The following is a 23,791-nucleotide window of genomic DNA, read 5'->3' on the forward strand; positions in this document are numbered from 1 at the left end:
CTCCAGCCTGGCCCGGGGACGGCCCCGGCACCATCGGGGACAACCCTGGTCCTGAGCCCCCGACCCCCGGGGGTCGACCGGGGGTCGGGCAGGGGTCGAACCCCGTGGTGGGTCCCCTGGGGCTGTGTGACGATGGTCCGGCCATGACCTCCACCCATGCCCCGGCCGCCGACCGTGCGCCGCGCAAGGCCTTCCGCGACACCCGTGACCCCGTGGTCGGCGGCGTGTGCGCGGGGCTGGCGCGCCACCTGGCCGTGCCGGTGCTGTGGGTCCGCGTCGCGATGCTGCTGGCAGCCGTCCTCGGCGGCATGGGCATCGCGATGTACGCCGGGCTGTGGCTCGTGCTGCCCGCCGACTCGCGCTTCGAGGAGGAGCCCCCCGGCCTGGCCAGCGCCACCCGGGGCGGGCGCCGGCCGGGGCGGGCCCGCCGGCTGCAGGACCTCGGCCCCGCGGTGGCGCTCGCGGCGCTGGCGCTCGGCGCGGTGCTGCTGCTCGAGGCCACGCTGGGGCGCGGGGCGGTGTTCTGGCCGATCGCGATCGGGCTGACCGGGGTGGCGCTGCTGTGGCGCCAGGCCGACGAGGCCCAGCGCGAGCGCTGGTTGGACACCACCGGCCGGGTCGACCCGGTACGGGTCGTGCTGGGGTCCGGTGGCTGGGCGTCGTACGCGCGGATCGCGACGGGTGGCCTGCTGCTGGTCGCGGCCGTGTTCATCGTCGGCTTCGACAACGGCGGCCAGGCGCAGGGCGTGCTCGTCGCGACCCTGCTGGGCGTGGCCGCGCTGGCGGTGGTCGTCGGTCCGTGGGTCTACCGGCTGGCCTCCGACCTCAGCGCCGAGCGGGAGGAACGGGTCCGCTCCCAGGAGCGTGCCGACGTGGCGGCGCACCTGCACGACTCGGTGCTCCAGACCCTGGCGCTGATCCAGAAGTCCGCCCACGACGGCCCGACGGTGGCCCGCCTGGCCCGCGCCCAGGAGCGCGACCTGCGCTCCTGGCTCTTCGCCGGCGACACCACCGACGCCGCGACCCTGGCCGGGGCGCTGCGCGCGGTCACCGCCGAGGTCGAGGACGCCCACGGGGTCAGCGTCGACGTCGTCGTCGTGGGGGAGTGCCCGATGGCGGAGCCGCTGCGGGCGCTCGTGGGGGCCACCCGCGAGGCGGTCACCAACGCTGCCAAGCACGCCGGCACCGGCCGCGTCGACGTCTACGCCGAGGTGGGGCCCGAGGTCGTGGAGGTCTTCGTCCGCGACCGGGGCGCCGGGTTCGAGCTCGCCGCCGTGCCCGAGGACCGCCACGGCGTGCGCGGCAGCATCGTGGACCGGATGACCCGCCACGGTGGTCGCGCCGAGATCCGCACGGCCCCCGGCGAGGGCACCGAGGTGCGCCTGGCCATGCCCCGTGACCCCGCCCCGCAGCCCCCTGAGCAGGAGACCCCGTGACCCAGTCGACCAGTCCCGTCCGTGTCGTGGTCGTCGACGACCACGCGATGTTCCGGGCCGGGGTGCGTGCCGAGCTCGCCGCCGCCGGCGCCGGGCGGGTCGAGGTGCTCGCGGAGGCCGCCGACGTCGACGAGGCCGTCGCCGCCATCGCGACGCACCGCCCCGAGGTCGTCCTCCTCGACGTGCACCTGCCCGGTGGAGGGGGCGTCGAGGTCATGAGGCGGCGCCCGCACCCCGACACCCGTTACCTCGCCCTCAGCGTGTCCGACGCCGCCGAGGACGTCATCGGGACGATCCGTGGTGGCGCCCGCGGCTACGTCACCAAGACCATCACCGGCCCCGAGCTGGTCGCCGCCGTCGGCCGGGTCGCCGACGGCGACGCCGTGTTCAGCCCCCGGCTGGCCGGGTTCGTCCTCGACGCGTTCGCCGGGTCGATCGAGGTGGCGGCCGTCGACGAGGACCTCGACCGGCTCACCGAGCGGGAGCGGGAGGTGATGCGGCTGATCGCCCGGGGCTACGCCTACAAGGAGGTCGCCAAGGAGCTGTTCATCTCCATCAAGACCGTGGAGACCCACATGTCCTCGGTGCTGCGCAAGCTGCAGCTCTCCTCGCGCCACGAGCTCACGCGTTGGGCCTCGGACCGGCGACTGCTCTAGTCCCTCGGTCCCGGGCAGTCAGCGGGGGCGGACCTCCGCGCCCTGCAGGGTCGGGTCGATGAGGATCTTGGCGTGCCGGTCGGCCGCCTCGAGGGCGTCGAAGGCCGCGACGACGCCCTCCAGCCCCACGGTCCCGGTGAGCAGCGGCGACGGGTCGATGCTGCCCTTGGCGAGCAGCTGCAGCGTGTCGTGGAACTCCAGCGGCGTGTAGCCGAGCACGAAGCGCAGGTCGAGTTCCTTGTTGACCGCCATCGACGGCCGGATCGTGTCGGGGCTCATGCACACGCCGACCACCACGACGCGCGACGCCAGCGGCGCCTGGGTCAGCACGGACTCGAGCATCCCGGGGACTCCGACGCACTCGAAGACCACCGGTGCGGGCTGGTCTGCCGCCCCGGCGAGCTCGGCGGCCCGGTTGACGTGCTGCCACCCGGGCACCTTGCGCAGCCGCTCCATGGTGCTGACGGCGAAGTCGAGCAGCTCCGGCGCCGTCGTACGCCACCCGCGGCCGGGGGCAGTCGTCCACGGTGACTCGCTGCTCGGGTCCACGACCACGTCGGCTCCGCAGTCGCGCGCGAGCCGGCGACGTGCCGCCGACGGGTCGCTGGCCACGACGCTGCGCACCCCGCGCGCCTTGAGCAGCAGGATCACCGCCAGGCCCACCGGGCCGCAGCCCAGCACGATCGCTGTGTCGCGCTTCCCGACCTCGCCGCGGCGCACCGCGTGCAGCGCGACCGCCATCGGCTCGGTCAGGGCGGCCAGGTCGTCGTCGAGCTTGTCGGGCACCACGTGGGCCATCGACGCCTCGACCAGCACCTGCTCGGCGTACCCGCCCGGTGCCAGCGGCGACAGCCCGATCGGGTGGACGCCCTCCGTGCCGCGGACGAGGGGGAACGCCACGACGCGTGAGCCGAGCGGGAAGGCGCGGGCGGTCCCGCGTCCCTGCGCGACGACCTCACCGCACAGCTCGTGCCCCAGGACGGTCGGCTCGGTGGAGCGGATGCTGTGGGCGTAGTCCAGCTCGTCCATCACCGCCGCCAGCTCGTCGGCGTGCCGCCGGGCGTGCAGGTCGGAGCCGCAGATACCGGTACGCCGCACGCGCAGCACCAGCTGGCCGGGACCCGGCTCGGGGTCGGGCAGGTCGACCAGGGACAGCTCTCCGCCTTCGCAGCTCACCGCACGCACGCGCATCATGCTGCCGCATGGAGCCGTCGGTCAGTCGCTGCCCAGCCAGACGGCCGCGCCGGGGCACTCCTCATCGACGTCGATGCCACCGGCCATCCGGGACGACGACTCGCCGCCGCCCACCTGGAGCTGGTCGCCGAGCTGGTGCTCCTCGCCGTCCGGCAGGGCGAGGGTCAACGGGTTGTCACGCACGACCTCGGTCCCGTGGGGCCAGACGACGACGTAGGGCACTGCGCCGTCCTCGAAGTCCAGCCCGAGGCATCCGTCGACGACGGCGAGGCGCCCCGGGAGCAGGGCATCCATCCCCGAGCTGCTGCGCGCGCCGATCAGGACGGTGACGTCATCGACCACCGTGACCTCTGCGCCGCCGCAGCCGCTCAGCGGTCCGGCCAGCAGCGCCGTGGCCAGCAGGGTGGAGGAGAGGCGCTGACCGCGGCGGGTGCTCCGAGACATGACGAGAGTCTGAGGGTTCACGACCGCGACTGCCAGGGGCATGGCCTCCGCGCGCTCAGAGCGCGCCGTCAGGTCTCGCCCGTCAGAGCTCGGTGGTGCCGTCGGGGTGGACGAGCAGGCGGATGCCGTGGGGGCTGGTCCAGAGCCAGGTGGTGGGGGTGAGCTGGGCGTAGTCCCAGGCCACGGTGGTCGAGCCTGCTTGGCTGCTGGGGACCGGGGATGGGTGGGTCTTGGCTCGGTGGTGGCGTCTGCACAAGGGGGCGAGTCGGTCGGTGGCTGTCTGGCCGGGTGGTCCGCCCTGGTCGGGTGGGACGTACTCCTCGATGTGGTCGAGGTCGACCCTGGCTGAGGTACGGGTGCAGTGCGGGAAGACGCAGGTCGTCCGCTTGAGCTTGACCCGGGTGGAGATGCGGTCGGGGATCTCGTAGGAGTCGACGGCGATCTGGTCGGCCAGGTCGATGACCGGCTTCAGCACGATGTTGGCGCCGGGCACGGCGAGCCACTCACGGACGGTGTCGGCGGTGAGGGTCTGGTGGTGGTTCTCGAGGCGGGCGAGGTGGAGGCCGAGCCGTCCGGTGTCGGGGTCGATCTCGGGGGTGCCGGGTCCTTCGTTTCCGCGGAGGGCGGCTTCTGAGAGGTGGAGGTGGAGGACGACCTGGCGGGGACGGCTCGAGCGGGGTGGTCTCGACGCCCGCTCCTCGCTGGCGCTCGTCGCTGCTCGACCACCTTCATCAGCGAGGTCGAGGGTGAGGTCGCCGCGGCTGAGGTAGCCCAGGGCCTTGGCGCGGCGGACGTCGAGGGTGTCGGTGGAGCCGGCGGCGAGCAGTTGGTCGGCGATGGTGCGGATGGCGTGCTCGAGCTCTTCGGCGTCGGCGCGGTCCAGCAGGCCGGTCAGGGGGACGCCGTTGGCGGTGCCGATGGTCCACGCGGTCGAGAGGTCGAGGGTGACGTGCAGAGACGCGGCGGTGTCGACCTCCTCCATCTCACATCCCTCGGGGTCGAACCGTGCTGCCGCCTCGGCCGCGAGCCGCTTGACCGTGGCGAACGAGGCGGTGTGCACGACGTGGGCCAGGTGCGCATCGACGAACGCAGCGGCCTCGGCGGTGAGCTGACGGGTGACCTCGGTGACCCGCCGGATGCGCCACACCTGCACCTGGCCGTCGAGGAGTCGCTGCCAGATCTTCGGCAGTCGGTAGCGGGCTTCGACCGCATCCGAGACCAGTACCCGGCCGGAGTCGGTGGAGCGGCCCAGCGCCGCGGCGAGCTCGATGACCGCGAACTCCGACACCTCGGGGGCGCCGGGGCCGGCGAGCTCGAGCATGGTGTCGGCGCCGGGCATCCCGAACCGGGAGACCCACGCGTTCTCAGCCTCAGCGTGGGCGTCCTCGTCGGCCAGCCCGTAGGTGCCGTAGAGGTCGGGCATCAGCTGGCCGGTGGTGTGCCGGTCGGCCCACTCAGCGATCGCGATGAACCGATCCCGGTCGGCCTGATCGGCAGCCTTGTCGAGGTCGCGGATGGAGGTCAGCAGGTCACCGGTCGGGACAGGAGCGGTGTCCTGTGCCGAGTGATCCTGGTGCCCGAGTGCCATGTCCAGATTCTACTCGAACATCTGTTCGAAGAGAAGGGCGAAGGGGTCCTCGGAGTGAATCTGTGGAGGACGATCCGGCCGCAACCGAAGCGAGCACCTCAGCGATGCCGGACTGTTCGATCGGACCGCAACCAGGTACCGAAATCAATGCCCACCGCAAGCACGGCTTCGAAAAATGAAGGACCTGCCGCCGCGCGAACGTCCAGGCGCCCGCCCACGCCCACCACGGAGTCGAAGCAGACCGGAGGGTGTGCCGTGAAAGGGGGTCACGACAGACCCTCCAGACGCCCCGTGGGGACGGCTACTTGTCGGCGTACGGGGTCTCGACGACGGCTCGCTGGCGCTCGCCTGCTCGACCAGCAGCGCGTGGGCCGTACGATCCACGCGTGGAGACCCTGCGCCTGATCCTGCTGTTCGTGCACATCCTCGGCTTCGCCGCGCTCATCGGCGGGCTCATCGCCCAGGCCGGGCCGGGGGAGAAGAAGGTCAACGCGGCGATGCGCGACGGCGCCGGCACCGCGTTCCTCGCCGGCCTCGCGCTGGTCGGGGTGCTCTCGGCCGGTGACCAGGAGCCCGACAACACCAAGGTGGGCGTCAAGCTGCTCATCGGCCTGGTGGTCCTGGTGCTGGTGATGGTCAACGTGCGCAAGCCGAGCATCCCGCAGGGCCTGTGGGCCGGGCTGCTGGCGCTGTCGGTGCTCAACGTCGCGATCGCGGTCTTCTGGTCGCCCGCGCACGCCTGGGCCTGACCGCGCGCCCCGCGTGGGGGTAAAGAATCCTCTGGTGTGAGCCAGGGGACGTTTCAGCCTCTTCTCAGGTTGGCAGGCTGCTGTCACTGGGGTGAGGCGGCCACCAGCTCGACGTCGCCGTCGGGCCATCGCGGTCGTGCCGCCATCACCGCCACGTGGACGCCGGGTGCGGCGGTGACAGCAGCGTGCCCTCCAACGCCCCGGTGTCGGACGCAGACCCCGACCCGAGGAGCCGTGCACCCCCATGTCCGACCCCAGCCTGTTCATCGACGGCGAGTGGCGCCTGGCCGCCGACGGCGCGACGCGCGAGATCCGCTGCCCCGCTGACGGTACGCCGGTGCGCACCGTGTCCGAGGGTGGCGCCGACGACGCGCTGGCCGCCGTCCTCGCGGCGCGACGCGCCTTCGACAACGGGCCGTGGCCGCGGACCACCGGGCCCGAGCGCGCCGCGCTGCTGCACCGCCTGGCCGACCGGCTGGAGGCCGACAAGGACGAGGTGGCCCGTCGGGAGTCCCTCGACACCGGCAAGCGCTTCGTGGAGAGCCAGATCGACGTCGACGACATCGTCGGCGTCTTCCGGCACTTCGCCTCCCTCGCCCAGGCCGAGGCGGGCCGGGTCGTCGACCCGGGGATGCCCGACGTGCGCAGCAGGGTCGTCCACGAGCCGGTCGGCGTCTGCAGCCTGATCACGCCCTGGAACTACCCGCTGCTGCAGACGGCCTGGAAGGTCGCCCCGGCGCTGGCCGCCGGCAACACCTTCGTGCTCAAGCCCAGCGAGCTGACCCCCTCCACGGCGATGTGGCTGGTGGACGCGCTGACCGAGGTGGGCCTGCCCACCGGCGTCGCCAACCTCGTCACGGGCGCGGGCGACCGGGTGGGCCCGATGCTGACCGAGGCCCCCGAGGTCGACCTTGTCTCCTTCACCGGCGGCATCGTGACCGGCCGCCGGATCATGGCGGCGGCCGCGCCGACGGTGAAGCGGGTCGCCCTGGAACTCGGCGGCAAGAACCCCAACATCGTCTTCGCTGACGCCGACCTCGACGCTGCCATCGACAACGCCCTCACCGCGGTGTTCCTCGACTCGGGCCAGGTCTGCTCGGCCGGTGCCCGGCTCATCGTCGAGGACACCGTCCACGACGAGGTCGTCGACGAGCTGGTGCGCCGGGCGAAGGAGATCCGCCTCGGCGGCCCCTTCGACGACGACGCCGAGACCGGGCCGCTGGTCTCGGCCGCCCACCGGGAGAAGGTCGAGGCCTACGTCGCGGCCGGGCTCGAGGAGGGCGCGACCCTGCGGTGCGGGGGTGCCCGCCCCGAGGGCGCGGCCTACGAGCAGGGCTTCTACTACCTGCCCACCATCCTCGACGACTGCGCCGCCGACATGTCGTGCGTGCAGGAGGAGAGCTTCGGCCCGGTGCTCACCGTCGAGCGCTTCACCGGCGCGGACCGCGAGGCGCGCGAGGAGGCGGCCGTGTCGATCGCCAACGACACGATCTACGGCCTGGCCGGCGCGGTGTGGACCGAGAACGCCGGTCGCGCCGAGCGGGTCGCGGCCCGGCTGCGCCACGGGACGATCTGGATCAACGACTACCACCCCTACGTGCCGCAGGCCGAGTGGGGCGGGATGAAGCAGAGCGGCATCGGCCGCGAGCTCGGGCTCGCCGGTCTCGAGGAGTACCGCGAGACCAAGCACATCTGGCACAACACCCGACCCGCCCGCGCGGGCTGGTTCAGCGACAGCTCCGCGCAGAAGAGCACCGAGCAGAAGGAGACCGAGCAGTGAGCACCCAGCGCTACGACTACGTCATCGTCGGCGGGGGCTCCGCCGGCTCCGCCCTGGCCAACCGGCTCTCGGCCGACCCGTCGGTCAGCGTGCTGGTCCTCGAGGCCGGCCGCAGCGACACCAAGCTCGACCCGTTCATCCACATGCCGGCGGCGCTGCCCTACCCGATCGGCAACAGGCTCTACGACTGGAAGTACGAGTCGGAGCCCGAGCCGCACATGAACGGCCGGCGGATCTACCACGCGCGCGGCAAGGTGCTCGGCGGCTCGTCGTCGATCAACGGGATGATCTTCCAGCGCGGCAACCCGATGGACTACGAGCGCTGGGCCGCCGACCCGGGCATGGAGACCTGGGACTACGCCCACGTGCTGCCGTACTTCAAGCGCATGGAGACCCGCATGCTGGCCGACGGCACCGTCGCCGCCGACGCCTGGCGGGGCGGCTCCGGCCCGCTCGTCCTCGAGCAGGGGCCCGCGACCTCGCCGTTGTTCAACGCCTTCTTCGAGGCCGCCCAGCAGGCCGGGCACCCGTTGACCGACGACGTCAACGGCTACCGCCAGGAGGGCTTCGCGCGCTTCGACCGCAACGTCCACCGCGGCCGCCGGCTCTCGGCGTCGCAGGCCTACCTGCACCCGGTCCGCAAGCGGAAGAACCTCACCGTCCACACGCTCTCGATGGTCACCGGGCTGCGCACCAGCGGCAACCGGGTCACCGGCGTCGACTACCTGCGCGGCTACAAGCTGCACCGCAGCGTCGAGGCCGGTGAGGTCGTCCTGTGCGGCGGCGCGATCAACTCCCCGCAGCTGCTGCAGCTCTCCGGCATCGGCCCGGCCGACCACCTGCGCAGCCTCGGCATCGACGTCGTCGCCGACCTCCCGGGCGTCGGGGCCAACCTGCAGGACCACCTCGAGGTCTACATCCAGCACGCCGCCACCCAGCCGGTCTCGATCGCGCCGTGGCTCAAGCACCGCCACAAGCCGCGGATCGGCGCCGAGTGGCTGTTCGGGCGCAAGGGCGTCGGGGCGTCGAACCACTTCGAGGCCGGCGGCTTCATCCGCTCCAACGACGACGTGTCCTACCCCAACCTGATGTTCCACTTCCTGCCCATCGCCATCCGGTACGACGGCTCCCAGCCGGCGGCCGAGCACGGCTACCAGGTCCACATCGGGCCGATGTACTCCGACGTCCGCGGCTGGCTGAAGATCAAGAGCCGCGACCCGCTGGAGCACCCGGCGATGCAGTTCAACTACCTCTCCACCGAGAATGACCGCCGCGAGTGGATCGAGATGGTCCGCAAGGCCCGCGAGATCCTCGAGGCACCGGCGTTCAAGCCGTTCTCCGGCGGCGAGATCTCACCGGGACCCTCGGTGCGGACCGACCAGGAGATCCTCGACTGGGTCGCCCAGGACGCCGAGACCGCCCTGCATCCCTCGTGCACGGCCAAGATGGGCACCGGCGAGGACGCCGTCGTCGACCCGACCTCGATGAAGGTCCACGGCGTCGAGGGCCTCCGTGTCGTCGACGCCTCGGTGATGCCCTACGTCACCAACGGCAACATCTACGCCCCCGTGATGATGCTGGCCGAGAAGGCCGCCGACCTCATCGCCGGCAACGAGCCGCTGGAGGCGCTGGACGTCCCGTTCTACAAGCACGGCGCGGGCATGCCGCTCTACCCCGAGGGCGACCCGCGCAACGACGCCGTCCCCGGCACCGTCCGGGCGGGCTGAGCAGGCAGCGAGCGAGGAGCAGACGATGACGACGACGCAGGAACAGCCCGTGGCAGCGGGCACTCCCGACGACCAGCCGGACTGGACGCTCAACCGCCCGGTCTTCTTCACCGCCGCCGCGGTCACCCTGGCCGTGACGGTCTGGTGCGTGGCGCTGCCCGACCAGGCCTACTCCACCCTCGAGACGGTGGTGGGCTGGGTGTCCACCAGCCTGGGTTGGTACTACATCGCCCTCACCACCTCCGTGCTGGTGTTCGTGCTCTTCCTGGGGGTGTCCCGCTACGGCCGGGTGCGCCTGGGGCCCGAGCACTCACGACCGGAGTTCTCCACCGGCGCCTGGGCGGCGATGCTGTTCGCGGCCGGCATCGGGACCGACCTGGTCTTCTACGCCGTCTACGAGCCGGCGTACCAGTACCTCAACCCGCCGGTCATCGAGGGCGGCACCGTGCAGGCGGCCCGCGAGGGCACCGTGTGGACGCTGTTCCACTACGGGATCTCCGGGTGGGGGATGTACTCCCTGATGGGCATGGCGCTGGCCTACTTCGCCTACCGGATGGGCCTGCCGCTGGCGGTGCGCTCGGCGCTCTACCCGATCATCGGCAAGCGGATCAACGGCCCCATCGGCACCGCTGCTGACACCGCGGCCATCCTCGGCACGATCTTCGGCGTCGCGACCTCGCTGGGCATCGGCGTGGTCAGCCTCAACGTCGGTCTCGACGTGGTCTTCGGCCTCTCCGTCGGGCTGCCGGTCCAGATCGCCCTGGTGGTGCTGGCGATCGGCATCGCCACGCTCTCGGCGGTCACGGGCGTCGAGAAGGGCATCAAGCTGATCTCGCAGTTCAACGTGCTGCTGGCGATCGGCCTCGCGGCGTACGTCCTGCTGACCGGCCGCACCGCCTTCCTGCTCAACTCGATGGTCGTCAACGTCGGCGACTACGTGCGGATGCTGCCGGGCCTGACCAACGAGACCTTCGCCTACGAGGACACCGGCGACTGGATGAGCTTCTGGACGCTGTTCTTCTGGGCCTGGTGGATCGCCTGGGCCGCCTTCGTCGGGCTCTTCCTGGCGCGGATCTCGCGCGGTCGCACGATCCGCCAGTTCGTCGCCGGCACGATGATCATCCCGTTCAGCTACATCGTCATGTGGATCACGATCTTCGGCAACGCCGCCATCAGCGAGATCCGCAACGGCAACACCGACCTGCGCGAGGTCGTCAACGCCGCCAGCGGCCCCGACACCGCCCTGTGGTCGTTGCTGCAGGAGTACCCCGGCTTCACCTTCGTCGCCGGTGCCTTCATCCTCATCGGGCTGCTGTTCTACGTCACCTCCGCCGACTCCGGCGCGCTGGTGATGGCCAACCTGTCCAGCACCTTGAAGTCGCCGCACCACGACGCCGGCGCGCCGCTGCGCATCTTCTGGGCGGTGGCGACCGGTGCGCTGACCCTGGCCATCGTCGCCGCGGGCAACATCTACGCCCTGCAGTACGCCACGGTCATCATCGGGCTGCCCTTCGCCGTCGTGATGGTCGGTGTGATGTGGGGCCTGTGGAAGGCGCTGTCGGCGGAGGGGCACCTCGCCGACAGCCGACGAGCCGTCACCGGCGCCCTGTCGGGCCGTACGACGCTCGCCGAGCGGGACCGGCGCGGCCGCGCCCCCTGGCAGGCGCGGTTGCACCGCGCGATGGACTTCCCCGACCGGCAGCGTGCTGACGACTACCTCGCCGAGGACGCCACCCCGGCGCTGCAGGAGGTCGCCCGCGAGCTCGAGGGCCAGGGCGTCGACGTGCTGGTCGAGTCGGTGCTCGACGAGGACGGCGAGCCGGCCGCGGAGCTGCGGGCCGGCGTGGGGGAGCAGCCCTTCGTCTACCGCGTGCAGCGCTCCGCGGCCGCGCGACCGTCGTACGGCGGGCGGGTGCCGCGTGGCGGTGACCGCTACTACCGCCTCGAGGTGCACCTGCGCGACGGGGGCCAGGGCTACGACGTCATGGGCTACACCCGGGCCCAGCTGATCGACGACGTGCTCGACCAGTACGAGCGGCACCTGGAGTTCCTGCGCCTCAGCGCCGCCGGCAGCTGACCGACACCCGTGCTGTCCCCGGCCGGACGTAGGCTGGGGACAGCATGAGTGAGCTGACCGAGACGCTGTTCGAGACCCCGCGACCCACCCCGAGCGGCCCGTCGGCCGACGCCCTGCTCGAGGGCCTCAACGAGCCGCAGCGGGCCGCGGTCGTGCACGCCGGTGCGCCGCTGCTCGTCGTCGCCGGCGCGGGCTCGGGCAAGACCCGGGTGCTCACCCGTCGCATCGCCTGGACGATCTCCGAGCGCAAGGCGCACCCCGGCTCGATCCTGGCCATCACCTTCACCAACAAGGCCGCGGCCGAGATGAAGGAGCGCGTCGAGGAGCTGGTGGGTCGCCGCGCCCGGATCATGTGGGTCTCGACGTTCCACTCCGCCTGCGTGCGCATCCTGCGCAAGGAGATCGGCGCCCTCGAGCGCGAGGGCGGCACCTGGAAGTCCAACTTCTCCATCTACGACGCCCAGGACCAGAAGCGGCTGATGACCCTGGTCGTCCAGGACCTCGACCTGGACCCCAAGCGCTACCAGCCCGGCGCGCTGCTGCACTGGGTGAGCAACCACAAGAACGAGCTGCGCGACGCCGAGCAGGCCACCGCCGAGGCGCGCAACAAGCTCGAGGAGACCTACGCGGCGGCGTACACGCTCTACCAGCGGCGCCTGCGCGAGGCCAACGCCCTCGACTTCGACGACCTGATCATGACCACGGTCCACCTCTTCGATGCCTTCCCGGAGATCAAGGAGACCTACCGCCGACGCTTCCGGCACGTGCTGGTCGACGAGTACCAGGACACCAACCACGCCCAGTACGCCCTGATCCACAGCCTCTGCGCCGACCCGCTGGAGCAGGAGGCCACCCGGCCCGAGGGTGAGCGGGTGCCGCCGGCCGAGCTGATGGTCGTCGGTGACGCCGACCAGTCGATCTACGCCTTCCGCGGCGCCAACATCCGCAACATCCTCGACTTCGAGGAGGACTTCCCCGACGCCACGACGATCCTGCTGGAGCAGAACTACCGCTCGACCCAGACCATCCTCACCGCGGCCAACGGGATCATCGGGCACAACAAGGGCCGCAAGCCCAAGCGGCTGTGGTCCGACGCCGGTGACGGTGAGCGGATCGTCGGCTACGTCGCCGACGACGAGCACGACGAGGCCCGCTTCGTCTCCGGCGAGATCGACACCCTGGTCGACGGCGGCGCCAAGCCCGGCGACGTGGCGGTCTTCTACCGCACCAACGCCCAGTCGCGGGTCTTCGAGGAGATCTTCATCCGCACCGGGCAGCCCTACAAGGTCGTGGGCGGGGTCCGCTTCTACGAGCGCCGCGAGGTCCGCGACGCCCTGGCCTACCTGCGGATGCTGGCCAACCCCGAGGACCAGGTCTCCCTGCGACGCATCCTCAACACCCCCAAGCGCGGCATCGGCGACCGTGCGGTGGCCTGCGTGGCGGCGTACGCCGAGCGCGAGCGGATCTCCTTCTGGGCCGCCCTCCAGCGGGCCGAGGAGGCCCCGGGGCTCGCGACCCGCTCGCTGAGCTGCATCCGCGGCTTCGTGGACCTCGTCCAGGAGCTGCAGTCGATGGTCGATGCGGGGGAGCGGGCCGACGTCGTGCTCGAGACCACGCTCGAGCGATCCGGCTACCTCGCCTCCCTGGAGGAGTCCGACGACCCCCAGGACGCCACCCGCCTGGAGAACCTCGCCGAGCTCGTCGCCGTGGCCCGTGAGTTCGCCGAGGACCCCCAGGCCGGGCCGTCGGCCGACCCCGCCGACGTCGACGCGGGCCTGGTCGAGCCGGGGCTCACCGACTTCCTGGAGCGGGTGGCGCTGGTCGCCGACACCGACCAGATCCCCGACGACCCGGACGGTGAGGACGTCGGGGTCGTGACCCTGATGACGCTGCACACCGCCAAGGGCCTGGAGTTCCCGATCGTGTTCCTCACCGGGCTCGAGGACGGCGTCTTCCCGCACTCCCGGGCGCTGGGCGACCAGACCGAGCTGGAGGAGGAGCGCCGACTGGCCTACGTCGGGGTCACCCGGTCCCGCGAGCGCCTCTACCTCTCCCGGGCGGTGGTCCGCTCCGCCTGGGGCGCCCCGTCGCACAACCCTGCCTCACGCTTCCTCGACGAGATGCCGGTCGACCTGGTCGACTGGCGCCGCACCGAGGCCGCACAGACCCGCTGGTCCCGCCCGGACCTCTCCGGCTCGCTGGGGGCTCCCGGCGGCGGGCTGGGCAGCCCCACCGCCTCGGGGCGTCGCAACTTCTCCGCCGCTGCCGCGCGCGCCGACGCGGCCAGCAAGTCACGCAAGCCCGCCCGGGCGATCCCGTCGCTGACCGCCGGGGACCGGGTGACCCATGACTCCTTCGGCCTGGGGACCGTCGTCTCCGTGGAGGGCGAGGCGGACCGCGCGGTGGCCTCCATCGACTTCGGCAGCGACGGGGTCAAGCGGTTGCTGCTGCGCTACGCGCCGGTGGAGAAGCTGTGACGCGATGGCGGACGGTGAACACCGTCAGGGAGTGACACCGTTCGCGATCAGTGCGGCGCGCGGGTCGACCGGGTCGCCACCGCCGGGCCGGACCTCGAGGTGCAGGTGCGGGCCGGTGACGTTGCCGGTGGAGCCCACCGAGCCGATGACGTCGCCGGGGGCGACGGTCTCCCCGGCCGAGACGTAGATCGAGGTCTGGTGCGCGTACCAGATCTCGGTGCCGTCCTCGAGCGTGAGGACGGTCTTGTTGCCGTAGGCGCCGTCGTAGCCGGTGGAGGTCACCACGCCGCGGGCCAGGGCCACGATCGGCGTGCCGGAGTCGGCGGCGAAGTCCAGGCCGGTGTGGTAGCTCGACCACAGGCCGTACTCGCCGAACGTGGCGGTGAGGCGGTAGCCGGCCAGGGGGAGGACCCAGCGGTTCTCGGCGAGCACGCTGGCGCGCTGCTCGGCCTTCTTGGCCAGCTGGCCCAGGGCCTCGTTGCGCTGCGCGGCCTGCTCCTCGACCTGGGCCTCGAGGTCGTCGGTCGCGCCCGCGGTGCGGTCGGCGTCGCGGCTGACGACGCCGGGGCGGACGGCACCGACGGCGTCGGAGCCGCTGAGGGCGCCGACGGAGCCGAGGCGGACCTGGCCGGCCGAGGCCAGGTCGGGGGACGTGGTGGTCACGACGCCACCGACGGAGATCGCCATCGCGGCCAGGCCGACCAGGACGGGCGCCGAGGGCACCTTGCCGAGCACGCCGGTGCGGGTCGCGCGGCGAGCGGCCCGCCGGCGGCCGGCAGCCGCCTCGCGGGTGATGCCGAGCGGGAGGATCACGGTGTCCTCGCCGGCGAAGGAGGTCGAGGCGTCGACCGGCTCGAGGTCGGCCAGGACCCGCTCGATGGTGGCGGTGTCGACATCGGCGCGGCGGCGGCCCGCGGCGGGGGCCGGCTGCTCGATGCGGGCGGTCGGCACGCTGGTCGGCGCAGGCGCGACCTGGATCGTCGCGGGCAGCTCGAGGGTCGGGGTGGCGGCGCGGCGGCGGCCGACGTACGGCGTGGCGGGCGTGCCGGACTCGGGCGCGCTGATGCTCGCACGGCGGCGACCGACGTAGGCGGTCGACGGGTCCGAGGTGCCGAGGCCGGGGGCCTGGCGGTCGTCTCGGGTGTGACCCATGAAGTGCGATCTCCGTGGATGGGGGGCGTGCTGCGTGCCAGGACGATAACCGAAGGGGTGGGTCCTGGACGAAGTGGGGGGCTCGGTCGGGCAACGCCCGACGATGCAGAACCGTTACGCACGGACGGCGTCGTCCGCACGGTGGTCCAGACCGCTCATGTTACCGCCAGGTCACATGACGTGCGTCACGAAGTCGCCCCCGCCCCTCGTCCGCAGCCCGGGGGCGGGTCTAAGGTGCCCGGGGCGCCGCGTGCGATCACTGCCGCGCGCCGCCAGCGCCGAGAGCCGCGAGAAGTCGGCCCAACGACAACAGAGAAGAACTGGTGGACCAGTGGACCTGATGGAGTACCAGGCGAAGGAGCTCTTCGCCAAGCACGGTGTGGCCACGACGCTCGGCGTCGTCGTCGAGACCCCCGAGGCCGCCAAGGCCGCCGCGGAGGAGATCGGCGGCGTCACTGTGGTCAAGGCGCAGGTCAAGGCCGGCGGTCGCGGCAAGGCCGGCGGCGTGAAGCTGGCCAAGACCGCGGACGAGGCGTTCGAGTACGCCTCCAACATCCTCGGCATGGAGATCAAGGGCCTCACGGTCAACCGCGTGCTGGTCACCCCGGCGACCCCGCCGCAGGAGGAGTACTACTTCTCCTTCCTGCTCGACCGGGCCAACCGGCAGTACCTCTGCATCGCCTCGGTCGAGGGTGGTGTGGAGATCGAGGAGGTCGCCAAGACCAACCCCGACGCGGTGAAGCAGATCGCGATCGACCCCGGCACCGGTGTCGACGAGGCCAAGGCCCGTGCGATCGCCACCGAGGCGAAGTTCCCCGAGGCCGTCTTCGAGCAGGCCGTCGCGATGATCCAGTCGCTGTACCAGGTCTTCGTCGAGGAGGACGCCACCCTCGTCGAGGTCAACCCGCTCGCGCGGCTCGAGGGCGACAAGCTCGAGGCCCTCGACGGCAAGGTGTCCCTCGACGAGAACGCCTCCGAGGTGCGCCACCCGCACCACGAGGAGTTCGAGATCCGCGAGGAGGCCGACCCGCTGGAGGCCAAGGCCAAGGACAAGGGCCTGAACTACGTCAAGCTCGACGGCGAGGTCGGCATCATCGGCAACGGCGCGGGCCTGGTCATGAGCACCCTCGACGTCGTCGCGTACGCCGGTGAGGCCCACGGCGGGGTCAAGCCCGCCAACTTCCTCGACATCGGTGGCGGCGCCAACGCCCAGGTCATGGCCGACGGCCTCGACGTCATCCTCAACGACCCCCAGGTCAAGAGCGTGTTCGTCAACGTCTTCGGTGGCATCACCGCCTGCGACGAGGTCGCCAACGGCATCAAGGGCGCCCTGGAGATCCTCGGCGACGCCGCGACCAAGCCCCTCGTGGTGCGCCTGGACGGCAACAACGTCGACAAGGGCCGCGCGATCCTGGCCGAGCTGAACCACCCGCTCGTGACCACGGTCGACACCATGGACGGCGCGGCCGACAAGGCCGCCGAGCTGGCGAACGCCTGAGATAGAGAGCAGAGACAGATGAGCATCTACCTCAACAAGGACTCCAAGATCATCGTCCAGGGCATCACCGGTGGGATGGGCTCCAAGCACACCACCTTGATGATCGAGGCGGGGTCGAACATCGTCGGCGGCGTCAACGCCCGCAAGGCCGGCACCACCGTCGAGCTGGCCGGCACCACCCAGCCGGTCTTCGGCTCGGTGGAGGAGGCCATGAAGGAGACCGGCGCCGACGTGTCGGTCGTCTTCGTGCCGCCCGCCTTCACCAAGGACGCCTGCATCGAGGCCATCGACGCCGGCATCGGCCTGCTGGTGGTCATCACCGAGGGCGTGCCGGTCCAGGACACCGCCGAGGTGTGGTCCTACCTGCAGTCGGAGAAGAACCACCACGGCACCCGGATGATCGGTCCGAACTGCCCGGGCATCATCACGCCCGAGGAGTCGCTGGCCGGCATCACCCCGCACACCATCGCGGGCAAGGGCCCCATCGGCCTGGTCTCGAAGTCGGGCACGCTGACCTACCAGATGATGTTCGAGCTGAAGGACTTCGGCTTCTCGACCGCCATCGGCATCGGTGGCGACCCGATCGTGGGCACCACCCACATCGACGCCCTCGAGGCGTTCGAGGCCGACCCCGACACGAAGGCGATCGTGATGATCGGCGAGATCGGCGGCGACGCCGAGGAGCGGGCCGCGGCGTACATCAAGGAGAACGTGACCAAGCCGGTCGTCGGCTACGTCGCGGGCTTCACCGCCCCCGAGGGCAAGACCATGGGCCACGCCGGCGCCATCGTCTCGGGCTCGGCGGGCACCGCGCAGGCCAAGAAGGAGGCCCTCGAGGCCGCCGGCGTGAAGGTCGGCAAGACGCCGTCCGAGACCGCCGAGCTGATGCGGGAGATCATGAACAACCTCTGATCCGCACCCCGGATCGCCACAGCGCCCTCGACCTCCGGGTCGGGGGCGCTCGTGCGTGCGGAGGGCTCGGCGTGAGGTCAGGTGAGCTGGGGCGCCAGGACCGACCACAGGGTGGCGTGGGTACGGGCGAGGTCGGCGGCCATGGGGCGCAGGCTCTCCTCGGAGGCCTCACCGCTGTCGGCGAGCACCAGGAGCACGTCGCCGTGACGGGTCACCCGCCACACCGTCCCGCCGAGCCCGTCGACGAAGTGCATCCCGAAGGTCAGCGTCGTCGCGTCGTTGACGCCCACCGTGGCGTAGCGCTGGGTGCCGGACTCGGGGCAGGAGTCGACCTGCGTGCGCAGCCCGTCGAGGACGTCCTGGGCGGTCGCCTCGTCGGCGTAGAGCAGCACCTCGTGGAGCTCGAGGTACTCCGGCCCGGTCTCCACCGCGGCCAGCCGGTCGCCGGACGCTCCGGGCCACGTCGTGGGGTCGGGGTCGCAGAGGTCGGGGAACGACGTGCCCGGCACCGTGCGGGACGGGCCCTCCACGGTGGCGTCGGCATCGCTGCGGTCGAGCCCGTGGTCCAGCGACAGGTCGTCGGGGAGCCGCTGCTCGGGCGACGCGGCGTCCGAGGTGGTCGGCCCGTCCAGGGCGACCGAGTCCTGCGCCGCCCCGGAGCAGGCACTCAGGACCAGCGGCAGGACGGCCAGGGGGAGGAGCAGGGGCAGCGGGTGCGGGCGTCGAGGAGTCATGCTCCTTCGACGCCCGCACCGGCGCGTTGGTTGTCGGCGCCCCGATGTCGCTCAGCAGGGGTCGGCGGAGAACACGCACATCGCGCTGACGGCCTGCGACGAGCGCTGCTGCTCCAGCTCACGGGTCTGCTCCACGACGGCGGGGTCGCCGGCGCCGTTGAAGTACGCCGTGGAGTAGAGCACCGCGTTGCCGACCCGCACCGCCTGGTGCAGGAAGCCCCCGCCGGTGTCGTAGCCGTTCACGAACACCACCGACTGCTCGCCGAGGTCGGAGACCAGCAGCTCGGCCGAGACCCGGGGCTGCCCCTGCGGGCGGCAGGACTCCACCTCGGTGCGCAGGCCCTCCATCGCCGCGACGGCCGCGAGGTCGTCCTCGTAGACCGACACCGTGCGGTCCAGGCCGCCCTCGCTCGGGTCGGTGTAGACCGCCTGGAGCGAGTCCAGGGCACCCGACACGTCCCAGGCCGGCGCGGTGGCGCAGGGGCCGACGGTCTGGGCCTGGGGGTCCTCGAGGACCTGGGTGCGGCTCTGGTCCGCGGGGAAGCCGGCGGTGAGCGGGAAGTCCTCGGGGACCTCCGTGCGCCACTGGGCGGCGTCGGGGCTGGGTCCGTCGGTCGCGATCGGCACCGAGTCGCGATCGGCGTCGCCGCCCTGCGTGAGCGCCAGGGGCACACCGACCGCGGTCATCGCCGCGACCGTGCCGCCGGCCACGGCGAGCGCGGTGTTGCGGCGCCGGAGGCGGTCACCGCGGCGGCGTACCTCGGTGGCGGGCAGGGGGTGCAGGTCGCTCCTCGGGGTGGTCATGGTGGCCTTCAGGCTGTCGAAGGGGTCGTGCTCAGGCATGGGTCGCTCCTCCCGGCAGCGTCGTGGGCGGGGTGTCGGTGAGCAGCGCGGCGAGCGCCGCGCGGCCGCGGGAGAGGCGGGCCTTGACGGTGCCCTCCGGCACGCCGGTCTCCCGGGCGACCTCGTGGACCGGCAGGTCGGCGAGGTGGTGCAGGACCAGCGCGCGGCGCTGGGCCTCCGGGAGCTGCTTGAGCGCCGCCACCAGGGCCACGTGGGCCTCCGTGGGCGCCGCGGTGGTCGTGGGGGAGGACAGCGCCCGGTCCGCCGGGCGTCGTCCCTTCACGACCCGTCGCCAGCGGCTGACCGCCAGCCGGTACGCCGTCGTGCGCACCCACGCCTCGGGGTGGCCCGCCCGGTCCAACGACCGGCGGTGGGCCCACGCCCGCACGAACGCCTCCTGCACGCACTCCTCTGCCTCGTCGCGGCTGCCGATCATGGCGTACACCTGGCCGACCACGCGGGCGTAGGAGGTCGTGTAGAAGTCGTCGAACTCGACCTCGTCCATCGTCCTGCTCTCGTCTCCGGGGACGGCCACTCGCCGTCCTCGCAGTGTGTACGCCGCAGGGCCCGGGGCGGTTGCACCCCGCCGGGAGGGAGTTCGAGCCGGGGGCGGGTCAGTCGGCCGAGCGCAGCCGCTCGAGGCCCCGCTCGGCCAGCGCCAGGAAGGCGCCGCGGTCCATCTCGACACCGGGGGCGGGGATGAACCCGAGCTGCAGGAGGTGACCGCCGGTGCGGGCCACGGCCATGAAGTACTTCACCGAGCGGTTCTCGGTGAGCTCCACGGTCACGTGCCACACGGCCAGCTCCTCCTTCGACGAGGTGCGCGAGGCCGCGATCAGCACGTCGGTGCCGAGCTCGCGGTCGGAGCAGGAGCCCATCTTGCGGCGGATCGTGGAGACGAAGGAGCGGGCCTGCTTCTCCGGGAGCCGGCCGACGGTCTCGGTGAGACCGAACTCGACGGGCAGCTCGGCCTCGGGGATCAAGAAGGTGCGGGTCCACGGGCCGCGCATCCGCTCCCCGCCGGTGCTGCCGGAGAACGAGGTCTTGTCGCATCGGGTCGCGGCGGCGTTCTGGCCGCGTGCCTTCTCCGGGCGGGTGCCCACCCACGGGGCGTCGACGCCGCTGACGGGCGGCAGGTCGGACTCCACCAGCATCGACGCGGGGTCACCGGCCGGCAGGGCGTCGCGGCGCTCGGTCGCCGGCGTACCGCTGGGACAGGCGGAGCCGCCCGGGAGGTCGCAGACCCCCGCGACGGCCTCGGCGAGCAGCCGGGTCTGGGCCTGGGGGGACTCCACCCGGGCAGCGCGCACCGAGGAGCTGGTCGACACCACGAAGCGCCCGCTGCGGGCGAGGCCGACGACGGTGGTGGTGACCGGGTCGTCCCAGTCGCGCAGCACCAGCTGCAGTGCCTCGTCGCCCACGCCGGTGACGGTGCTGGTCGACAGCAGCTGGCTGCGCTCGTCCTGGCAGCGGGCGAACCAGCCCCGGAGGCGGTTCATCGCCCGGGTGGCGGCCATCTCGTTGCGCGAGGCCTCGGTGCTCGCCACGACGCTGCGGCGCGGCTCGGACCCGCGCGGGGTCTTGATCTCGCGGACCAGGGCGTCGACGAGTCGCGGGTCGGCGTACCTGGCCTGCTGGCAGGGCATCACCAGGCCGTCGCCGTGGGTGTTGTCGTGCGTGGTGAGCTCCTCCCACCCCTTGCCGGGCAGCAGGGAGGAGACCCGGTCGACGCCGAGCATCGCCGTGCTGGGCAGGACGTCGGAGTCCTCCGGCGTCGGTGACACCGAGGCGGTGGGCGGGGCGAGGGCGGCGACGGGCTCGCGGTCGAGGGTCGGCCGGACACCGGTGGGGTCGGAGACCAGGCCTCCGGCGACCGCGACCGCGGCGACCACGGCGACGGCGCCGACCGTGGTGTGGGTACGCCGTCGCGTGGCCCCGGCCCGCCGGATGATCGAGGCGCGCGGCCAGCGGCCGTCCAGCGTCGTGTCGAACAGGCTGCGCAGCAGGCTCGGCACCGCGGTCGTGGCCACGTCACGGTGCATCGCGAACTGGGAGGTGGCGGTCTGCAGCTCGCGGGTGGTGTCCTCGACGGTCTGGGAGATCTCGCGCGCCATCTGCTCGAGGCTGACGGTGGCCAGGTGGGTCAGCAGCAGGACCCGGCGCTGGGTGTGGGTGAGCCGCCCCAGGGCCTCGATGGTCGCGGCGACCTCGGGCTCGAGGCCCTTCTCCTTGTGCCAGCGCCGCGCGGTGTGCCGCCGGTGGGCGTGCGCCCAGGCGTGCGGGCGGGCCCACGCCTCCGCACCGCCGTCGCGGGAGACCTTGCGCCAGTGGTGCCAGGCGACCACGAAGGTGTCGCGGACCGCGCTGCGCGAGGCGCGGACGTCACCGGTCAGGGCGAACGTCTGCACCAGCAGCCGGTCCCGGGCGTCCTTGTAGAACGCGTCGAACTCCTCTGGGTCCCTCATGGCGCGTCCAACCTTAGTGAGGGGGTCCTGGCGGCGATGATGGGCAGGTCATGACCTCCCTGATCTCGCGGCCCACCGGCCCCGCACGACCGCGGGGCACCGACTCCCGACCCCGGCACCGGCTGCCCCTGGCCGTGGTCGCCTCCGCCGGCGGGGTGCTGGCCGCGCTCGGACCCCTGGCGGTGTGCCTGGTGCTCGGCGTGGTCGGCTGGTTCCTCGCGGACGCGGGCTCGCACGGCCAGCCCTCCGACGGCCTGCGGGTCGGGGCCACGGCCTGGCTGATGGGGCACGGGTCCGGTGTCTCGGTCGAGGGCGTCCGGCTCACCGTCGTACCCCTCGGGGTGACGCTGCTGGCTGCCTGGAGCACCTGGCGCGCCGGTCTGCGGGTGGGGCACCTGGTCTCCGGGCACGGCCCCGACGCCGACGGCATCGAGGACGGCGAGCGGGACTGGACGGTCCCGGTCGCGGTCGCGCTGCTCACCGCCGGGTACGCCGTCACCGGCATCGTGACCGCGTCGCTGGCCGCGACCCGGGCCAGCTCGCCCGGCACCGGGGGTGTCGTCACCTGGTCGCTGCTGCTCGGCGTGCTGGTGGCCCTCCCCGCCCTCGCGATCGGCTCCGGCCGCGCGGCCATCTGGGTGGCCGGCGCCCCGCCGAGCCTGGTGGAGTCGGTGCGGACCGCCCGCCGGGTGCTGCGCACCTGGCTGGTCGTCGCGCTGGCGGCGTTCCTGCTCTCCTTCGCCCTCGACCTCGGCACCGCGGCGAACGTGATGTCCCAGCTGCACTCCGGTGCCGGCGACGTGGTGATCGTCGTGCTGGTCTCGCTCGTGCTGCTGCCCAACGCGGTGGCGTTCTCGGGTGCCTACCTCGCCGGGCCGGGCTTCACGGTGGGGGCGGGCACCCTGGTGAGCCCCTCGGTGGTCGTGCTGGGGCCGCTGCCGATGTTCCCGATGCTCGCCGCCCTCCCCGACGCCGGCGAGCCGCCGGCGTGGACCGTCGCGCTGGTCGCGCTGCCGGTGCTGGTGGCGGCGCTGGCCGCGGCCCGGGCGCAGCAGGTGGCCCCGACGCTGCGCTGGGAGGAGGGCGCGCTGCGCGGTTGTGTCGGCGGTGCGCTCGCCGCGGTGGCGTTCGCGATCCTCTCCGGCCTGGCCGGGGGAGCGGTCGGTCCCGGCCGGATGCGCGAGGTCGCCCCGCTGGCCGGGGACGTGCTGGTGCAGTGCCTGACCACCTTCGGCCTCGGTGGGCTCCTCGGTGGGCTCGTCATGACCGCCTGGCAGCGCCGGGCGGCCCGCGCGGGCGACGCGCACTAGAGTCCCGGGCGTGACCGCCCGTCTCGTCGTCCTCGTCTCCGGCTCCGGCACCAACCTGCAGGCGCTGCTGGACGCCTGCGCGGACCCGGCGTACGGCGCCACCGTGGTCGCGGTGGGCGCCGACCGTGAGGGCATCGAGGGGCTGGCCCGCGCCGAGCGCGCGGGCGTGCCGACGTTCGTCACGCGGGTCGGCGACTTCGGGTCCCGCGAGGAGTGGGACGCGGCCCTGGCCGAGCAGGTGGCGGCGTACGAGCCCGACCTGGTGGTGCTGGCCGGTTTCATGAAGCTGGTCGGTGGCGCGTTCCTGGCCTCCTTCGGCGGCCGGACGGTCAACACCCACCCCGCGCTGTCGCCGTCCTTCCCGGGGATGCACGGCCCCCGCGACGCGCTGGAGTACGGCGTGAAGGTCACCGGCTGCACGCTGTTCGTCGTCGACGAGGGCGTCGACACCGGCGTGATCCTCGCCCAGAGCGCGGTGCCGGTCGAGGACGCCGACGACGTCGACGCGCTGCACGAGCGGATCAAGGTCGCCGAGCGGACCATGCTCGTCGAGACGGTGGGCCGGATGGCGCGCGAGGGCTTCCGGGTCGAGGGGCGCCGGGGGATCCTCGGTGCCTGAGAGCCGGTAGGCTGCGGCCCACACGACTGGCGCAGGTGGGTGACCACCGGGGAGTGACCGAGTCGGGGCATCGTCCGCCTGGGTGCCCCGGGACCGTGACCGCGTCGACGCAGCGATCCTGCAGGAGAGT

Annotated in this window: 19 protein-coding genes and 1 riboswitch; of the genes, 11 read left to right on the forward strand and 8 right to left on the reverse strand. The window is 72.6% G+C overall.

The genetic code is table 11. From position 1 onward, the window contains the following. Window positions 1-143: 143 nt before the first annotated feature. Both BKA05_RS03375 and BKA05_RS03380 read left to right on the forward strand, forming a co-directional pair. On the forward strand, window positions 144-1,436 hold the full coding sequence (locus BKA05_RS03375) for an ATP-binding protein (protein WP_179530165.1): 1,293 nt from the start codon (window positions 144-146) through the stop codon (window positions 1,434-1,436). Further along, window positions 1,433-2,092, forward strand: coding sequence for a LuxR C-terminal-related transcriptional regulator (locus BKA05_RS03380; protein WP_179530166.1), 660 nt, complete (start codon window positions 1,433-1,435; stop codon window positions 2,090-2,092). Before BKA05_RS03375 ends, BKA05_RS03380 begins: the two co-directional genes overlap by 4 nt. Before the next feature lie 18 nt (window positions 2,093-2,110). On the opposite strand, the gene BKA05_RS03385 is transcribed toward BKA05_RS03380, so the two are convergent. The 3 genes from BKA05_RS03385 to BKA05_RS03395 form a co-directional block, all read right to left on the reverse strand. Then, entirely contained in the window at window positions 2,111-3,277 is a 1,167-nt protein-coding gene (locus tag BKA05_RS03385; RefSeq protein WP_179530167.1) for a zinc-binding dehydrogenase, read from the reverse strand. 30 nt (window positions 3,278-3,307) lie between these two features. Then, on the reverse strand, window positions 3,308-3,730 hold the full coding sequence (locus tag BKA05_RS03390; protein ID WP_179530168.1) for a hypothetical protein: 423 nt from the start codon (window positions 3,728-3,730) through the stop codon (window positions 3,308-3,310). Between the two features lie 82 nt (window positions 3,731-3,812). Continuing rightward, window positions 3,813-5,318, reverse strand: coding sequence for an HNH endonuclease signature motif containing protein (locus BKA05_RS03395; protein ID WP_179530169.1), 1,506 nt, complete (start codon window positions 5,316-5,318; stop codon window positions 3,813-3,815). 386 nt (window positions 5,319-5,704) lie between these two features. On the opposite strand from BKA05_RS03395, the gene BKA05_RS03400 reads away from it, so the two are divergent. From BKA05_RS03400 to pcrA, 5 genes are all read left to right on the forward strand, one after another. Then, window positions 5,705-6,067 (forward strand): hypothetical protein, encoded by a 363-nt coding sequence (locus BKA05_RS03400; protein ID WP_179530170.1) that lies wholly within the window; start codon window positions 5,705-5,707, stop codon window positions 6,065-6,067. 244 nt (window positions 6,068-6,311) lie between these two features. Then, on the forward strand, window positions 6,312-7,847 hold the full coding sequence (locus BKA05_RS03405) for an aldehyde dehydrogenase family protein (RefSeq protein WP_179530171.1): 1,536 nt from the start codon (window positions 6,312-6,314) through the stop codon (window positions 7,845-7,847). Then, entirely contained in the window at window positions 7,844-9,574 is a 1,731-nt protein-coding gene (betA, locus tag BKA05_RS03410; RefSeq protein ID WP_179530172.1) for a choline dehydrogenase, read from the forward strand. Before BKA05_RS03405 ends, betA begins: the two co-directional genes overlap by 4 nt. Window positions 9,575-9,599: 25 nt before the next feature. Next, a complete protein-coding gene (gene betT / locus BKA05_RS03415) occupies window positions 9,600-11,651 on the forward strand; it encodes a choline BCCT transporter BetT (protein WP_179530173.1) in 2,052 nt (683 codons plus the stop codon). A gap of 44 nt (window positions 11,652-11,695) precedes the next feature. Continuing rightward, window positions 11,696-14,128, forward strand: a complete 2,433-nt coding sequence (pcrA, locus tag BKA05_RS03420) for a DNA helicase PcrA (protein WP_179530174.1) — start codon at window positions 11,696-11,698, stop codon at window positions 14,126-14,128. 24 nt (window positions 14,129-14,152) lie between these two features. Here the strand turns inward: pcrA and BKA05_RS19325 are convergent, their stop codons facing one another. Further along, a complete protein-coding gene (locus BKA05_RS19325; RefSeq protein ID WP_218842255.1) occupies window positions 14,153-15,280 on the reverse strand; it encodes a M23 family metallopeptidase in 1,128 nt (375 codons plus the stop codon). A gap of 331 nt (window positions 15,281-15,611) precedes the next feature. Here BKA05_RS19325 and sucC point away from each other — a divergent pair, with 331 nt between their 5' ends. Both sucC and sucD read left to right on the forward strand, forming a co-directional pair. Further along, the gene (sucC, locus tag BKA05_RS03430) at window positions 15,612-16,778 is read left to right on the forward strand and encodes an ADP-forming succinate--CoA ligase subunit beta (RefSeq protein ID WP_179530175.1); all 1,167 of its coding nucleotides are present in this window, start codon (window positions 15,612-15,614) and stop codon (window positions 16,776-16,778) included. An 18-nt stretch (window positions 16,779-16,796) separates the two neighbouring features. Continuing rightward, window positions 16,797-17,690: a succinate--CoA ligase subunit alpha gene (gene sucD, locus BKA05_RS03435; RefSeq protein WP_179530176.1), complete on the forward strand. Its 894-nt coding sequence runs from the start codon at window positions 16,797-16,799 to the stop codon at window positions 17,688-17,690. Window positions 17,691-17,767: 77 nt separating this feature from the next. Here sucD and BKA05_RS03440 read toward each other — a convergent pair whose 3' ends face one another. From BKA05_RS03440 to BKA05_RS03455, 4 genes are all read right to left on the reverse strand, one after another. Then, window positions 17,768-18,424 carry a hypothetical protein gene (locus BKA05_RS03440; RefSeq protein WP_179530177.1) on the reverse strand — a complete coding sequence of 219 codons (657 nt, stop codon included), beginning with the start codon at window positions 18,422-18,424 and terminating at the stop codon, window positions 17,768-17,770. Window positions 18,425-18,475: 51 nt separating this feature from the next. Continuing rightward, window positions 18,476-19,267 (reverse strand): PIN domain-containing protein, encoded by a 792-nt coding sequence (locus tag BKA05_RS03445; RefSeq protein ID WP_179530178.1) that lies wholly within the window; start codon window positions 19,265-19,267, stop codon window positions 18,476-18,478. Next, window positions 19,260-19,802: an RNA polymerase sigma factor gene (locus BKA05_RS03450; RefSeq protein WP_298756029.1), complete on the reverse strand. Its 543-nt coding sequence runs from the start codon at window positions 19,800-19,802 to the stop codon at window positions 19,260-19,262. The genes BKA05_RS03445 and BKA05_RS03450 overlap by 8 nt, the downstream gene beginning before the upstream one ends. Before the next feature lie 79 nt (window positions 19,803-19,881). Continuing rightward, window positions 19,882-21,732, reverse strand: coding sequence for a SigE family RNA polymerase sigma factor (locus BKA05_RS03455; RefSeq protein ID WP_179530179.1), 1,851 nt, complete (start codon window positions 21,730-21,732; stop codon window positions 19,882-19,884). A 50-nt stretch (window positions 21,733-21,782) separates the two neighbouring features. On the opposite strand from BKA05_RS03455, the gene BKA05_RS03460 reads away from it, so the two are divergent. Both BKA05_RS03460 and purN read left to right on the forward strand, forming a co-directional pair. Beyond that, complete coding sequence (locus BKA05_RS03460) at window positions 21,783-23,042, forward strand: cell division protein PerM (protein WP_179530180.1); 1,260 nt, start codon at window positions 21,783-21,785, stop codon at window positions 23,040-23,042. Between the two features lie 10 nt (window positions 23,043-23,052). Continuing rightward, complete coding sequence (gene purN / locus BKA05_RS03465; protein ID WP_179530181.1) at window positions 23,053-23,661, forward strand: phosphoribosylglycinamide formyltransferase; 609 nt, start codon at window positions 23,053-23,055, stop codon at window positions 23,659-23,661. A 12-nt stretch (window positions 23,662-23,673) separates the two neighbouring features. Then, window positions 23,674-23,752, forward strand: a riboswitch (ZMP/ZTP riboswitch). Window positions 23,753-23,791: the final 39 nt, after the last annotated feature.

This window comes from Nocardioides marinus (genome assembly GCF_013408145.1).
In the GTDB taxonomy this organism is placed as follows: domain Bacteria; phylum Actinomycetota; class Actinomycetes; order Propionibacteriales; family Nocardioidaceae; genus Nocardioides; species Nocardioides marinus.

Bases quoted from the DNA above. Each gene is read 5' to 3' on its own strand.
- BKA05_RS03375 (WP_179530165.1), top strand. From the start codon at position 144: ATGACCTCCACCCATGCCCCGGCCGCCGACCGTGCGCCGCGCAAGGCC.
- BKA05_RS03390 (WP_179530168.1), bottom strand. From the start codon at position 3,730: ATGTCTCGGAGCACCCGCCGCGGTCAGCGCCTCTCCTCCACCCTGCTG.
- BKA05_RS03395 (WP_179530169.1), bottom strand. From the start codon at position 5,318: ATGGCACTCGGGCACCAGGATCACTCGGCACAGGACACCGCTCCTGTC.
- BKA05_RS03405 (WP_179530171.1), top strand. From the start codon at position 6,312: ATGTCCGACCCCAGCCTGTTCATCGACGGCGAGTGGCGCCTGGCCGCC.
- betT (WP_179530173.1), top strand. From the start codon at position 9,600: ATGACGACGACGCAGGAACAGCCCGTGGCAGCGGGCACTCCCGACGAC.
- pcrA (WP_179530174.1), top strand. From the start codon at position 11,696: ATGAGTGAGCTGACCGAGACGCTGTTCGAGACCCCGCGACCCACCCCG.
- BKA05_RS19325 (WP_218842255.1), bottom strand. From the start codon at position 15,280: ATGGGTCACACCCGAGACGACCGCCAGGCCCCCGGCCTCGGCACCTCG.
- sucD (WP_179530176.1), top strand. From the start codon at position 16,797: ATGAGCATCTACCTCAACAAGGACTCCAAGATCATCGTCCAGGGCATC.
- BKA05_RS03440 (WP_179530177.1), bottom strand. From the start codon at position 18,424: ATGACTCCTCGACGCCCGCACCCGCTGCCCCTGCTCCTCCCCCTGGCC.
- BKA05_RS03445 (WP_179530178.1), bottom strand. From the start codon at position 19,267: ATGCCTGAGCACGACCCCTTCGACAGCCTGAAGGCCACCATGACCACC.
- BKA05_RS03455 (WP_179530179.1), bottom strand. From the start codon at position 21,732: ATGAGGGACCCAGAGGAGTTCGACGCGTTCTACAAGGACGCCCGGGAC.
- BKA05_RS03460 (WP_179530180.1), top strand. From the start codon at position 21,783: ATGACCTCCCTGATCTCGCGGCCCACCGGCCCCGCACGACCGCGGGGC.